Annotated in this window: 10 protein-coding genes; 8 read left to right on the plus strand and 2 right to left on the minus strand. The window is 69.4% G+C overall.

Annotated features, from left to right (window positions below; genetic code table 11):
• Positions 1-19 precede the first annotated feature (19 nt).
• A complete protein-coding gene (locus tag ACOQPP_RS06640; protein WP_420636104.1) occupies positions 20-1,090 on the plus strand; it encodes a hypothetical protein in 1,071 nt (356 codons plus the stop codon).
• Between the two features lie 99 nt (positions 1,091-1,189).
• Here ACOQPP_RS06640 and ACOQPP_RS06645 read toward each other — a convergent pair whose 3' ends face one another.
• Positions 1,190-1,600, minus strand: coding sequence for an alpha/beta fold hydrolase (locus tag ACOQPP_RS06645; RefSeq protein WP_420636105.1), 411 nt, complete (start codon positions 1,598-1,600; stop codon positions 1,190-1,192).
• Positions 1,601-1,719: 119 nt separating this feature from the next.
• On the opposite strand from ACOQPP_RS06645, the gene ACOQPP_RS06650 reads away from it, so the two are divergent.
• The 7 genes from ACOQPP_RS06650 to ACOQPP_RS06680 all read left to right on the plus strand — a co-directional run bounded on the left by ACOQPP_RS06650 (position 1,720) and on the right by ACOQPP_RS06680 (position 13,299).
• A complete protein-coding gene (locus tag ACOQPP_RS06650) occupies positions 1,720-2,970 on the plus strand; it encodes a cytochrome P450 (protein ID WP_420636106.1) in 1,251 nt (416 codons plus the stop codon).
• The gene (locus ACOQPP_RS06655) at positions 2,967-4,007 is read left to right on the plus strand and encodes a hydrolase (RefSeq protein WP_420636107.1); all 1,041 of its coding nucleotides are present in this window, start codon (positions 2,967-2,969) and stop codon (positions 4,005-4,007) included. Before ACOQPP_RS06650 ends, ACOQPP_RS06655 begins: the two co-directional genes overlap by 4 nt.
• A gap of 77 nt (positions 4,008-4,084) precedes the next feature.
• Complete coding sequence (locus ACOQPP_RS06660) at positions 4,085-6,499, plus strand: choice-of-anchor B family protein (protein WP_420636108.1); 2,415 nt, start codon at positions 4,085-4,087, stop codon at positions 6,497-6,499.
• Between the two features lie 39 nt (positions 6,500-6,538).
• Positions 6,539-7,660 (plus strand): YncE family protein, encoded by a 1,122-nt coding sequence (locus ACOQPP_RS06665; RefSeq protein WP_420636109.1) that lies wholly within the window; start codon positions 6,539-6,541, stop codon positions 7,658-7,660.
• 13 nt (positions 7,661-7,673) lie between these two features.
• Entirely contained in the window at positions 7,674-9,605 is a 1,932-nt protein-coding gene (locus tag ACOQPP_RS06670; RefSeq protein WP_420636110.1) for an FG-GAP-like repeat-containing protein, read from the plus strand.
• A 35-nt stretch (positions 9,606-9,640) separates the two neighbouring features.
• Positions 9,641-12,076: a choice-of-anchor B family protein gene (locus ACOQPP_RS06675; protein ID WP_420636111.1), complete on the plus strand. Its 2,436-nt coding sequence runs from the start codon at positions 9,641-9,643 to the stop codon at positions 12,074-12,076.
• A gap of 14 nt (positions 12,077-12,090) precedes the next feature.
• Positions 12,091-13,299 carry a PQQ-dependent sugar dehydrogenase gene (locus ACOQPP_RS06680; RefSeq protein ID WP_420636112.1) on the plus strand — a complete coding sequence of 403 codons (1,209 nt, stop codon included), beginning with the start codon at positions 12,091-12,093 and terminating at the stop codon, positions 13,297-13,299.
• Between the two features lie 32 nt (positions 13,300-13,331).
• Here ACOQPP_RS06680 and ACOQPP_RS06685 read toward each other — a convergent pair whose 3' ends face one another.
• Positions 13,332-14,066, minus strand: coding sequence for a hypothetical protein (locus tag ACOQPP_RS06685; RefSeq protein ID WP_420636113.1), 735 nt, complete (start codon positions 14,064-14,066; stop codon positions 13,332-13,334).
• Positions 14,067-14,099 lie beyond the last annotated feature (33 nt).

Below are 14,099 nucleotides of genomic sequence, written 5' to 3' on the forward strand. Positions count from 1 at the left end.
CGCCGGGCACGTACTCGGCATGTACACGCATGGCAAGATCCGGCGGTTCGGAGCACGCGTCCTCACGCGTCGGCATTCCCGCGGCTTCGCCCTGCCCTGGACGATGCTCGTGCTGCTCCTCGTGTCGCTCCTGGCGGCGAGCGGGTTTCTCATCACCTGGCTCGAGGGCCAGTCGGCCCGCGCCTTCGCGCGCGCCACGGAGGCCTTCTACGTGGCGGAGGGCGGGCTCGCGACCGCGCTCGCCCTGGCCGAGGGGCCGAACCCCTCCGTCCCTCCCGTCGGCCTGGGCGGCGGGACGGCGACGGTCACGTTCGAGCCGCTGATCGACCTGCGGCCGGGGGAAACGGTGTTCCGCGTCGAGTCACGCGGGGAGATCGTCTCGGGCGGCGCGACGTTCGAGCGGTCGGTGGGACAGCTCATGTGGGTGGCGGGGCCTCCACGCCTGCCCGGGGCGCTCGTCCTGTTCGGCGGGGTGAGCGGCCCGCCGCCGGAAGGGGCGATCTCCGGCCTCGACCCCCTCGGGGGCGCCTGTCCCGAGCAGCCCTCCCCCGTCGCGGGCGTCGCGTACTGGGGCGGACCGCCGCCGGCGCCGGATTCGCTGTTGACGATTTCGGGATCTCCCCCGGACCAGTGGATCCCCGGCAGCGTGTCCGTGGCGGCGGAGACGGGAATCCGCTGGACGGAGTTGCTCGCCACCTGGGGTCCGGAACCCGACGCCACCGTGCCTCCCGATCCGTGGCCGGGACCGGGGCTCGGCGGTGGGTGGCCGTCCATCCGGATCCCGGGGTCCGCCACGCTGGGCGCCGCTTCGAGCGGGCGCGGGGCTCTGGTGGTGGAAGGCGATCTGACGCTCGACGGGGGGTTCGCGTGGAACGGCCTGATCCTCGTCGGCGGTGCGCTTCTGCTGAACGGCGACATCTCGGTCCGCGGCACGCTCGCGAGCGGGATCGAGGGCGGGTTGGGCGTGGCGGCCGACTTCGCCGGCCACACTATCGACCTGCGCTTCGACGCGTGCGCGGTCGCCACGGCCGCGAGGCGGCTCACGGCGCCGGCGGCGGCCATTCCCGGAACGTGGTACGAAGTCTGGTAGCCGGATCGTCGGGACGGTCCCCGCTATGCGAGATGGTCGCGGACCAGCCCGAGGAGGCCGCCGGGATTGTCGACATGGAGCCAGTGGCCGCCGCGAAGCTCATGGGCGTGCACGCCGCCGTTCAGCCGCGCCGCCGCCCGGCGAGCGGCGCCCGGGCGATGCGTCGATCACCCATGCCTGGCTCGGCGTGACGGCCACCGCCATCATCAGCGCCACCTTGCCGCCGAAGGAGTGCCCCAGGACGGCGTCCACGGGCCGTTCGAGCGCCGCCGACAGCCCGAGGAGGTCGTGCACGCACGCCGCCAGCGTGTGCGGCGGTTCGAAGCCCTTCGAATGTCCGTGCAGCCGGAGATCGACGAGCACGGCGCCCCACTCCGGGCGCCCGGCGACGAGCCGGCGGGCAAACGAAGCCCAGTTGCGGCCGGTGCCGTAGATGCCGTGCAGCACGTAGAGCCAGCGGCGGGAACTTGCTTCCGCAACGGTGTACTGGTGCAATTGTGGTCGCGGCACGGGATATGGTCCCTCCGCAGGGGTCGGCCGTCCGCGCGACGCGGCTATCGGATACTTCACCGCGAAAAAGTAAGGGGGGCCATGTGCCTCGACGAGCCGTTCGCGAGGCGGGCGGGCCGATGAACCGACGGCGGTGGCGGAGCCTGGGCGCACACGCGGTCAGCATCGGGGAGAAGGCAAGGAGCGGCGCGACCTATAACCCCTTGTCGCGGAGCGTCATCCAGAGCCCCTATGAGACGTATGCACGGCTGCGCCGGCGCAGCCCCGTGCATCGAAGCGCGATTCTTGGAAGCTGGGTGCTGACGCGCTACGAGGACGTACTCGCCGCGGCGAAGGATCACGAGCGCTTCTCCAACAACCCGAGGTGGCGGGAAACGACCCGGAGCGTACTCCCGCCGGCCCCGGATGACTACAGCATCCTGCTCGTGGACCCCCCCGAACACACGCGGCTGCGCAGGTGCGCCGCCCAGGCCTTCACGAAGGCGCGCTTGGAGGCATTGGACGACACCATCGCGCACACCGCGGCTGAGCTCATCGAGCGGGCAGCGCGGCGGCGAACGATCGACTGGATCGCCGAAGTGGCGGAGCCGCTCGCCATGCGGGTGATGCTGGCGATGATGGGGCTCTCCGAGAACGAATACGGCCGCTGGGAAGCATGGTCGCGGAGGCGCGCCCGGCTACTCGAGCTGATCGCCACACGCCGGGAGCGCAAAGCCGCACACATCGCCGGCTCCGAGATCCGACGCTACTTCATGACGCTGCTGCGTCAACGGACCCAATCGAGCGAGAACGATGCCATCGGCACGCTGGCAAGGCTGGCTGCCGCGGGCGAGGGGATCAGCATGGTTGAAGCCTGCGACATGCTCAGCGTGCTGATGATTGCCGGCAACGAGACCACGACCCATCTCATCGGGAACGGGATGCTGGCGCTCGTGCGCCATCGAGAGCAGATGCAACGCCTGCGCGAAGAGCCCGACCGGGTGCGCGATGCGATCAACGAGATGCTGCGCTTCGACAGCCCGGTGCAGACGGACTTCCGGATCGCGAAGGCGGACGTCATCGTGCGGGGGCGGACGATCAGGACCGGCGATGGAGCGATCCTGCTCACGGGATCGGCCAACCGGGACGAAGCCGCGTTCGAGAATCCCGACACCTTCGATATCACGCGCAAGGGCCCCAGGCACGCATCGCTGGGACACGGCGTCCACCAGTGTATCGGCGCGGAGCTCGCGCGCATGGAGGCAGGCGCCATCTTCACGGAGGCGCTACGCACGCTCGGCACGATTGAACTCACGGCGCGCGAGCCGTACTACCGGACGTCGACGGTGATCCGGGGGCTCGCGGCACTCCCTCTGCGTGTCGCGGCGTGAAATCCGTCCGTCGGACTCGGGGCACGCCACCGCCCGACGCCTTCGAGGCGGCGCCCGGGCTCCGGAATCCCCACCTGCAGACCGTGGTCGGGCGCATCGTGCGCCGGCGCCCCGAGCCCCGGTACGACCGGGTTCGGCTCGACACCGACGATGGCGACTTCATCGATCTCGACCTGTGGAGAGGGCCGGAAGATCCGGCGGGGACGTGTCTTCTCCTCCACGGACTCGAGGGGAGCGCGCGCTCCGGCTACATGGTCACGACGAGCAAGGCGCTGGCGGCCGCGGGCATCCAGGCGGTGGCGCTCAACTTCCGGTCCTGCAGCGGCGAACCGAATCGCCTGCCGCGAGCCTATCACTCGGGACAGACCGACGACATCGAGCGCGCGCTGGCCTGGGTGGGGGAGCGCTACCCGGGAGTACCCCGCGCGGCCGCCGGATTCTCCCTGGGCGGCAACGCGCTACTCAACCTTCTCGGTCGGGACCGGTCCGATCGCGGTCTCCGTGCCGCGGCCGTCATCTCGGTGCCCTACGACCTCGCGGCGAGCGCTGCGGCACTCGACCGGGGCCCCAGTCGTCTCTACGGCCGCCGCTTCCTGCGCAGCCTCCGGGCCAAGGCACGGGAGAAGGCGGCGAGGTTCCCGGACGCGGTGGCCCCCGGGGCGGCGAGCGCCCGAACGCTCCGTGAGTTCGACGACCTGCTGACGGCGCCGCTACACGGCTTCCGCGACGCCGCGGACTACTACGAGCGCTGCAGCTCCGGACAGTTCGTGGGGTCGGTCACGATTCCCGCACTCCTCCTGCATTCGCGGGACGATCCCCTCGCGCCCGCCGCTTCGATACCGGTTGACATGATCCGGCGCCAGCCGAATCTGTCGCTTCAGCTCACGGAACGCGGAGGACACCTCGGCTTCCTCGGCCGCGGATCGGGCACGGGCCCCCGCGGCTGGCTCGAGCAGACGATCGCCGAATACATCTCCGCCGCGCTCTCCGCCGCGCGCACCGCGAGCAACGCCGAAGGGGCTCAGGTTGTTTTATAAAAGTTCTGCTTGTCGTGTGCGGTTCGCCCATGTGCGGTTCGCCCACGTTCTTCGGTCTCATTGAATGGAAGGTTGTCATGCGCGTTCCTACTCGACTCGCGGCTGTACTCGCGGCTGTCGCGGCCGCCTTCATGTACCTCGCGCAGCCCGTCGACGCCCAGGGCTTCGGCCGGGGCGTCGCGGTCTCGTCCGGCCAGGTTCTGATCGCCGAGAGCGGCGGCCAGACCTCGACCGGCGTCGTCTACGTGTACGAGAAGGGCCCCGATGGCTGGGCGGTCGCGGCGGAACTTGCTCCCTACGCGGCTGAAGAGGGCGGCGGTTTCGGGACCTCGCTCTCGGTCGATGGCGATCGGATGCTCGTCGGCTCACCCGGAGCGGCCTACGTATTCGAGCGAAGCGAAGGTGGCTGGGAGGAAGTCGCGACGCTGCGCCCGGCCGAACTTCCGGAGGGCCTCTCGTTCGGGACCGGCGGCGCGATCGCGGGTGATGTCGCGCTTGTCACGGCAGGGGAGCAGCGGACCCGCCGGGCACCGGGTTCCGCCGGTCGCGTCTACGCGTTCGAGCGGGTTGACTCGGGCTGGAGCGAAGTCGGCTTCGCGGCGTCCCCGGAGGCGGCGGACGGCGATGGCTTCGGCACGGCGGTCCTGACGGACGGGCAGGTGGCGGCGATCGGCGCCCCGGGAGCCACGATGGGAACCGCGCGCGGGGCGGGAGCCGTCTACTTCTTCATGCGTGGCGATGAAGGGACATGGACCGCGACGCCGGAGCCTCTCACCGCCCCCGACGCGAGCGAGGGCGCGGGGTTTGGGAGCGCCATGCACGGGGAGGACACGGAGAGCGGTTTCCGACTCATGGTCGGGGCCGGTGGCGCGGGGGGCGTGGGCGTCGCGTACGCGTTCACTCCGGAGGGTGACGACGCCTGGACTCCCGCCGGCCGGTTCTTCCCGCCCGTCGTCGGCGTAGGTGGAGGGGGCCGGTTCGGTGGAGTCGGCTTCGCAAACTCTTTCGCGGCGATCGACGGTGAACTCTGGATCGGCGGCGCCGGCGTGGGCACGGGGCGTGAGGGGCAGGTTGTCCGCTACGGCAGCGACGAGAATGGCGGCCTCGGGCTCGCGGGCACGCTCAACGCCTCAAACCGGGGCGCGGGCGATGGGTTCGGTGCGGACATCGCCGTGGACGGCGACATCGCGGTCATCGTCGCGGGCGGGAAGGACTACCGGATGGGCACCGCCTACATCTTCGAGCGGCACGACGGCGAGTGGATGGAGGCCGCCGAGGTGTGGAGCGACGCGACGAACTACGCCGCGGTCAACGGGCACGAAGTGGGCTGCGAGGAAGGGGTCTCGGCGGACTTCGACTGCGGCGAGATCAACATCCTCTCGTTCATGCCCGTGCAGACGCTCGGGGCGAACCGGGGCACGCGGGTCAACGACGTGTGGGGCTGGACGGACCCGCGGACGGGCCGCGAATACGCCCTTGTCGGCCTCAGGGACCAGGCGTCGTTCGTCGACATCACCGACGCCGAGAACCCGCGCTACGTCGGCCGCCTGCCCATGACCGAGGGCGCCCGCGGCAGCGTGTGGCGCGACATCAAGGTCTTCCGGGACCACGCCTTCATCGTCTCCGACGGCGCGGGCGAGCACGGGATGCAGATCTTCGACCTCACACATCTCCGCGATGTGGGGAGCGATCCAGTGACCTTCGAGGTGGACGCCCACTACGACGGGATCGCGTCCGCACACAACATCGTGGTCAACGAGAGCACGGGCTTCGCGTACAGCGTGGGCTCGAGCGGCGGCGGCGAGACGTGCGGCGGCGGTCTTCACATGATCGACATCAACGAGCCCACCGAGCCCAGCTTCGTCGGCTGCTTCGGGCACGAGGGCACGGGTCGCCGCGGGACAGGCTATTCGCACGACGCCCTCTGCCTCATCTACGACGGGCCCGACCGGGAGCACGCCGGCAAGGAGATCTGCTTCGGCTCGAACGAGACGGACATCTCGATCGCGGACGTCACGGACAAGGCGAACCCGGTCCCGGTGTCGACGGCCACCTATCCCAGCGTCGGCTACGCCCACCAGGGCTGGGTCACGGAGGATCATCGCTTCTTCTATCTCGGCGACGAACTCGACGAGCTCCAGACGCCGTTCGAGGGTACGCGCACGATGATCTTCGACATCAGCGATCTCGACGATCCGGTCCTCGTCAAGGAGCATTTCGGCGAGTCGACGGCGAGCGACCACAACCTCTACGTCGTCGGCGACCTCATGTATCAGTCGAACTACAACAGCGGGCTCCGGATCCTGAACGTGAGCGACCCCGAGAATCCGACGGAGGTCGGCTTCATCGACACGGTGCCGTATGCCGAGGGTCCGGCGATGGGAGGCTCGTGGAGCAACTATCCGTACTTCGCGAGCGGCACGATCATCGTGACGAGCGGCAACGAAGGCCTGTTCATGGTGAAATACCAGAAGCCCGTACTGGTCCCGTAACGCCCGAGGGAGTAAATCCCGACGGATGGAGAGTTACGGATGATGTTGAAGAGGCTCATGAGCGCCGCGCGGCCCGGCTTCCTCGCCCTGGGGATCGCCGGGCTCGCGGCCATCCATGCGGGAGGGGCGGTCACGAGGCCGGTTCCGGAGACGGCTGCGGAGGGCCCCTACCTCTATGTGGCGAACCAGGAGGCCGCGGCGGTGACCGTGATCGATCTCGCCACGCACGAGGTCGTCGAGGTCATCGACCTGGAAGCCATGGGCTACGGGGCGAACGCGAAGCCGCACCACATCGCGGTCGAGCCCGACGGATCGTTCTGGTACGTGTCGCTGATCGCGGCGAATCAGGTGCTGAAGTTCGACCGGGAGAACAGCCTCGTCGCCTCCGTCGAGTTCGAGCGTCCGGGCCTGCTGGCGCTCCATCCCGCGGAGCCGTGGCTCTTCGTGGGGCGCTCGATGGCGGCGGTGAACCCTCCGCAGCGCATCGGGCGCATCCACCGAACGTCGATGGACGTCGAGGAATACGACGTCTTCATCCCCCGCCCGCACGCCCTGCTGGCGAGTCCGGATGGCGACTGGGTCTACGCGGGCAGCCTCGGTGAGAACTCGGTCGTGACCGTGGAGGCCGAGAGCGGCGAAGCGGAATTGCTGCGGCTCCCCGGTTCGGGGGACATGCCCCATGTGCTCGTGCAGTACGCGATCTCGCCGGACGGGCGGACGCTCGTCGCGACGGCGGAGATGACGGCCAAGCTCCTCGTGTTCGACGTGTCCGAGCCCACGGCCCCGGAACTCGTGGGACAGGTCGACGTGGGGGCCCGGCCCTGGCACCCGAGCTGGTCCGCGGACGGACGCTGGATCTGGTTCGGCAACCTGGGCGCGAACGAGGTGACGCTGGTGGACGCTTCCGACTGGACGGTGGCCGCCGTGATCCGGGGCGAGGGCCTCGCCGAGCCGCACGGGAGCGCCCTTTCACCGGACGGATCGAGGCTCTACGTGGCCAATCGAAACGAGACGGGGAGCTACGAGTCCTCGGACCGCATGGGGTACGACGCACCGGGCGGGACGGTCGTCGTCATCGACACCGCGACGCGCGAGATCATCGACCTGATCGAGACGCCCCCCTACGCGTCCGGCATCGGTCTCGCCTCCGGGCTGCGCTGAAGGCCGCCGCGGCATGAGCGACCAGGCACGAGTCGGAAGCACGCGGACACCGCTGGGGGCGCTGGCTGCGGCCCTGGTCGCAGCGGGCTGCGCCTCGAGCGGCGTCTCTCCACCGTCTGGTCCTGACCTGGTCGCAGAGGAGCCGGGGTTCACCCGCTCCGTGACCCCGTTCCCCGTGTTTGACGAATCCGGGACGCCGTACGAGATCCCCTTCCTGGGGGGCTTCAACGTGCCGCGCCCGCAGTGGGTGGATATCGACGGCGACGGTGACCTCGACCTCTTCGTCCAGGAGACGACGGACCGGCTGCTCTTCTTCGAGCGGGAGGACTCGCCCGAGGGCCAGCGGCACACCTGGCGCCCGGAGGACTACGCGGAGCTCGAGGTCGGCGAGTGGTTCCGCTTCGTGGATGTCGACGGAGACGGCGACCGCGACCTCCTCGCCGAGTCGCCCTTCAGCTACATGCGGCTGTACCGGAATACGGGGACGACGGGCGGCGCCGTGTTCGAACTCATCGCGGACACGCTCAGGGACACGCGCGGGGAGGCGATCTTCTCGGACCGCCAGAACATCCCGAACGCGGCGGACATGGACTGCGACGGGCGCCTCGACCTCCTCATCGGGCGGCTCGTGGGGACCGTCACCCGCTACGAGGCCACGGGCGCGATCGGGGAGAACGCGTCGCCCTTCCGGCACATCACCGACCGCTTCGAGGACATCGAGATCATCGCCGACCCGGCCGCGGCGGGGGCCGTGCCGCCCTTCGACGCTCCGGACGGCTCGGACGGCGAGAGCGACGGGCCCCGCCCTACCCTGCACGGCGCGAACACGATGGCGCTCGCCGACTACGACGCGGACGGCGACACCGACATGTTCTGGGGCGACTTCTTCGAGGCGGGGCTGCTCCTGATCGAGAACGCCGGTTCGTGCGAGGCCCCCAACCTCCGGGTCGAGCCGCGCCCCTTCCCCCTCGACGACCCGATCCGGACGAGCGGCTACAACGCGCCCACCTTCGGCGACTACGACGGGGACGGCGACCTCGACCTGCTGATGGGCGTGCTCGGCGGCGCGTACAACGCGAACACGACGACCGCCGACAACCTCATGCTCTTCTCCCAGGAGTCCGACGGGAGCTTCGAACTGCGGACGCGTCGCTTCATCTCCCAGATCGATGTGGGCAGCGAGAGCGTGGCGTCGCTCGTGGACCTCGACGGAGACGGCGACCTCGACCTCCTCATCGGCAACAAGATCGACCCGAGCGACCTGAGGAACTCGTACGTCTTCCTGTTCGAGAACGAGGGGACGGCCACGGAGCCGGTACTCCGCCGCAGGGGCCGGTTCGAGCTGCCGGGCGCCTATCACAACGCGCCGGCCTTCGGCGATCTGGACGCGGACGGCGACCTCGACATGCTGCTCGGCACATGGCGCGACGAGATCCGGTACGTGCGGAACGACGGCTCGGCCACGGAACCCCGATTCACGCTCGTGGACTCCGCGTTCGTCGAGATCACTCGCGGCAGCAACGCGACGCCGACCCTCGGCGACCTCGACGCGGATGGAGATCTCGACCTGATGATCGGGGAGTCGTCCGGAGCCTTGAACTACTACGAGAACACGGGGTCGGCCTCGAGTCCGAGCTTCGAACTGGTGAGCGACGAATACGGGGAGATCGATATCGGACGGCGGAGCTTCCCCAAGCTTCTCGACCATGACGGGGACGGTGACCTGGACCTCATCGTGGGCACCGAGTCCGACGGGATCCGCTACTTCCGGAACGACGGCGGGCCGGAGTCACCGAGCTTCGTCGAGGCGGAGAGCCGGTTCCCCGACCCCGAGGAACTGCCGGTGTTCGCGACCCCGGAATTCGGGGACCTGGATGGGGACGGAGACCTCGACCTCATCGTCGGCACCGCCGGGGGCGGCCTGTACTACTTCGAACGACGCTGATCCGTGACCGGGATTCAAGGCAGAGGGTGTGTTCAATGATCGATAGAAGCAGGACGTTCTTCGCCGCGGCCGCCTGCGGCCTCTTCCTGGCCGGCGCCGCGGAAGCCCAGGAGTTCGGCGGCACCGTCGTGCTTGACGAGGGCCGGATCATCGTCAGCGAGTCGGTTTCGCCCGAAGGGGAGTCCACGCCCGGCACGCTGCATGTCTACGAACGCGGCGCCGGGGGCTGGGAACAGGCGGGGACGCTTCGCGCACCCGACCACGAGGGACCGGACCTCTTCGGCAGCTTCGTCGTCGTCGACGGCGACCGACTGCTCGTGGGGGCGCCGGCCTTCGACCAGAACGACGATCGTCAGAATGACGGCCGCGTGCTGATCTACCGGCGATCGGGCGACAGCTGGGAGTTCGAGCGCTACCTGCGGCCCGAGAGCGTACCTCTCGGTGCGGCCTTCGGCATCGCCGCCTCGCTCGCGGGCGACCTGCTCGTCGTCACCGGCGACGCGGCGTGGGTGTTCGAGCGCGGGTCGGATGGCGAGTGGATCGAGCAGGGCATCCTGACCCCGTCCGATCCGGCTCCGCAGCTGGAGCTCTTCGGCTGGAGCGTCCACACCGATGGCGAACGCGTGATCGTCGGCGCGGTCGCGGGCCCGCGGTTTGCCGGCGCCGGGTACGTGTTCGGGCGCGATGCGAGCAGGGCTTGGGTGCAGGAGGGGCGGCTCGGGTTCACGGGCGACGAGACGCAGCCTCGCGCGGTCCTCGCGCCCAATGGGGTCCTGTCCGTCTCCGTCGGCATCGAAGGTGACCACGCGATGCTCGGCCTGCCCGGCGCCGACGGCGGGGCGGGCACAGTGCTTCTCAATGAGCGACGTCCCTCCGGTGAATGGGTGAGAACCGGATCGCTGGCGGCGTTCGACCGGCAGCCCGGCGCGGGCTTCGGCGCGGGCTTCGCGGCGAACGACGGCGAACTGTGGATCAGCGCTCCCGGGGCCGACATGTTCGGCGCCATCTATGCGTTCTCGTGGGATCCCGAGGCCGGGCGCTTCGGTGCGGTGACAAAGATCAACGCGGGTCCCGGCACCGACGCCGGGGATGGCTTCGGCCTTGCCATGTGGGCCGCGGGCGACATGGCGGTCGTCGGACAGCCGGGCGACGACGCGCAGATGGGTTCGGCGGTCGTGCTCGAGAACCGGGACGGACGCTGGGCCGAGACCGCGAAGATCTTTATCCCGGAGGAGCGCCGTCCGCTGGAAGCGCTCACCGAGGTGGACTGTGCCGAGGACGGAATGGCGGACCAGTTCACCTGTGACCAGGTGGACGTGCTTTCCTTCCTCCCGCTCGATGAGATCGGCGGCACCGACCGCGGCATCGAGACCAACGACGTGTGGGGCTGGACCGATCCGCAGACCGGCCGCGAGTACGCCATCGCAGGCCGCACCGACGGCACCGCGTTCATCGACATCTCCGATCCCGCGGCGCCCGTCTATCTGGGCAACCTGCCGAAGACGCCGGGCTCGCTGACGCAGTCGTGGCGCGACATCAAGGTTTACGCGGACCACGCGTTCGTGGTGGCGGACAACGCGGGCCGGCACGGGATGCAGGTATTCGATCTCACGCGGCTCCGCGACGTGCGGAACGCGCCGGTCGAGTTCGACCCCGATGTGGTGTACGAGGGGATCGCGAGCGCCCACAACATCGTGATCAACGAGGAGACCGCGACCGCGTACAGCGTGGGTTCGAGCGGCGGCGGCGAGACGTGCGGCGGCGGGCTGCACATGATCGACATCAGCGATCCGAAGGCGCCGAGCTTCGTGGGCTGCCACGCGCAGCAGGGTACGGGCCAGGGGCGGACCGGGTACACGCACGACGCGCAGTGCGTCAACTACCACGGGCCGGACGCCGACCATGTCGGCAAGGAGATCTGCTTCGGCTCCAACGAGACCGCGGTCGTGATCGCCGACGTCACGGATCGCGACAATCCCGCCACGCTCGCCACGGCCGACTATCCGGCGGCCGCTTACACACACCAGGGATGGCTCACCGAGGACCAGCGATACTTCTACCAGAACGACGAACTCGATGAGATGGCCTCGGTCGGCGCGGCGCAGCAGGCGGGGACGGACCCGGACATGGAGGCCAGCCGCACGCTGATCTGGGACGTGTCGGACCTGGACGACCCGATCCTGGCCAAGGAGCACTTCGGGGAGACGTTCACGATCGACCACAACCTCTACATCGTGGGCGATCTCATGTACCAGTCGAACTACGTGAGCGGGCTGCGGGTGCTCGACATCAGCGACCGCGAGAACCCGCGCGAGGTCGGCTTCTTCGATACGGTGCCGTGGGACGAGTCCGTCACGTTCGACGGTTCGTGGTCGAACTACCCCTTCTTCGCGAGCGGGACCATCGTCGTCTCCAGCGGCAAGGAGGGCGTGTTCTTCCTCAGGTACCGCCGGCCGGAACTCGTGCCCTGAGGGAATCGCGCCGTGTGACCGCCGCGGCCCGCCGGCCGCTGGCGGCGCGAGGACTCGCCGTTCTGGCGGCGGTGGCCGGCTGGGCCTGCTCGGATGGAACAGGCCCGGCCCCTGCCCCGCCTACGCCGCCGGAGCCCCCGCCACCGGAGCCCGTTGCCTTTGAACTGGCGGCGAATACGGTCCTGAGCGGGCTGGATCAGCCGGTCTTCCTGACCGCACCGCCCGGCGATCCGCGCCTCTTCGTGGTCGAGAAGACCGGGCGCATTCGCATCGCGGACGCCGGTGGACAGCTGCTCGGCACCCCATTCCTGGATCTGTCCGGCCGGGTGGGCACGGCGTCGGAGGGCGGCCTCCTGACCATGGCCTTCCACCCGCGATACGCGGACAACGGCCACGTCTTCGTCTACTACACGGACACGGACGACGACACGGTCGTGGCGCGATACACTCTCTCGGGCGACCCCGGCCAGCTGGACGCCGGCTCGGCGAAGCAGATCCTGACCGTGACCCAGCGCCGGACGAACCACAACGGGGGGATGCTCCAGTTCGGCCCCGACGGGATGCTGTACATCTTCCTCGGCGACGAGGGCGGGGCGGGCGACCCGTTCGGCAACGGGCAGAACCCCGGGACGCTGCACGGTTCGATCCTCCGCCTCGACGTGGACGGAGGGGACCCCTACGTGATCCCGGACGACAATCCGTACGTGGGGGAGGAGGGGGCGCGCGGCGAGATCTGGGCCATCGGCGTGCGGAATCCGTGGCGGTCCACCTTCGATCCCGAAGGGAATGTCCTGTACGTGGCGGACGTCGGCCAGAACGAGATCGAGGAAATCAACGCGGTGCCGGCGGGCGCGGCGGGGGTCAACTACGGCTGGAACACGATGGAGGGCTCGACGTGCTTCCAGAGTTCCGGGTGCGATATGTCCGGCCTCACGCTCCCGGTGGTGGAATACGGCCATGGCGGCGGGGCCTGCTCGGTGACGGGAGGGTACGTCTATCGCGGCTCACAGCTTCCGGAGATCGGCGGACTCTACTTCTACTCGGACTTCTGCACCGGTTTCCTGCGCAGCTTCCGGCTCGATGACGGACAGGCGACGGACGAGAGAAGCTGGGACGTGGGGAGCCTGGGCGCCGTGTCCTCGTTCGGCGTCGACGGGTCGGGCGAACTCTACGTGGTGGACATCGCCGGCTCCGTGGCCCGGCTGGAGCGCCGCCAACCCTGACCCCGGCGGCGGCGCCCCCGGCGGCGGGGGCGTCAGAGCCCCAGCGTCACGCCCACCTGAAACAGCATGAAGTCCGCGTCCGAGGCGATCGGGGTGAACGACGTGCTCCCGAGCCCGTCCTCCACGAGGCTGCCCGGCACGAGGTATTCCGTCCGGCCGTGCCGCCGGTACTGCACCTCGAGTCTCAGCATGACGGGATTCCCGGAACGGTTGAGAGGGATCGCGAGCCCCCCGCCCAACCCGTAGGCCGGACGGATGTCTTCGAAGTTGACCGTCGTCCCCGAATCGAAGGACTCGAACAGCTCCCACCGCTCGACGGAACTCACGGTGAAGAAATAGCCAAGCCCGACGAACCCGTTCACATAGGGCTGGACGGGACCGTACGGAAGCCGGATCTCGGGTCCGAGACCCAGGTAGCCGATGTTGTTACGGGTGACGATGTCGGAAATGATCCGCTCGGTGACCGCGAACACGGGGACGCCGAGGGTCTCCGACCCGTAATTCACGTATCCGGCGTCGAACCGGACCCGGAAGGCGGGGGTATCCGCGAAGCCGAGCGAGGCGCTGAAGCCCGCACCGAAGCCCTCGTTGATGAGGCTGCCGAAGTGGCCCCGCGGCGACATGACCGCGAACAGCGCACCCAGTTCCCAGCGCGCGCCGCCCCCTCGCGAGGGCGGGTCCGGGAACGGTGCGCCGCGGTGCTGTGCCGCCGCGGCCGCCGGGCCGAGCGCCACCAGCAGGATCAGTCCGGCCGCAATGCCAGGCACGTTGGTTCGACATCTCCGCGAGCGCATGTTCTC

Source organism: Candidatus Palauibacter sp., assembly GCF_965222475.1.
Lineage (GTDB): Bacteria > Gemmatimonadota > Gemmatimonadetes > Palauibacterales > Palauibacteraceae > Palauibacter.

What these genes read in the sequence shown, in the direction of transcription:
- ACOQPP_RS06650 (WP_420636106.1), top strand. Translation starts at nt 1,720, where the DNA reads ATGAACCGACGGCGGTGGCGGAGCCTGGGCGCACACGCGGTCAGCATC.
- ACOQPP_RS06665 (WP_420636109.1), top strand. Translation starts at nt 6,539, where the DNA reads ATGATGTTGAAGAGGCTCATGAGCGCCGCGCGGCCCGGCTTCCTCGCC.
- ACOQPP_RS06675 (WP_420636111.1), top strand. Translation starts at nt 9,641, where the DNA reads ATGATCGATAGAAGCAGGACGTTCTTCGCCGCGGCCGCCTGCGGCCTC.
- ACOQPP_RS06640 (WP_420636104.1), top strand. Translation starts at nt 20, where the DNA reads ATGTACACGCATGGCAAGATCCGGCGGTTCGGAGCACGCGTCCTCACG.
- ACOQPP_RS06670 (WP_420636110.1), top strand. Translation starts at nt 7,674, where the DNA reads ATGAGCGACCAGGCACGAGTCGGAAGCACGCGGACACCGCTGGGGGCG.
- ACOQPP_RS06660 (WP_420636108.1), top strand. Translation starts at nt 4,085, where the DNA reads ATGCGCGTTCCTACTCGACTCGCGGCTGTACTCGCGGCTGTCGCGGCC.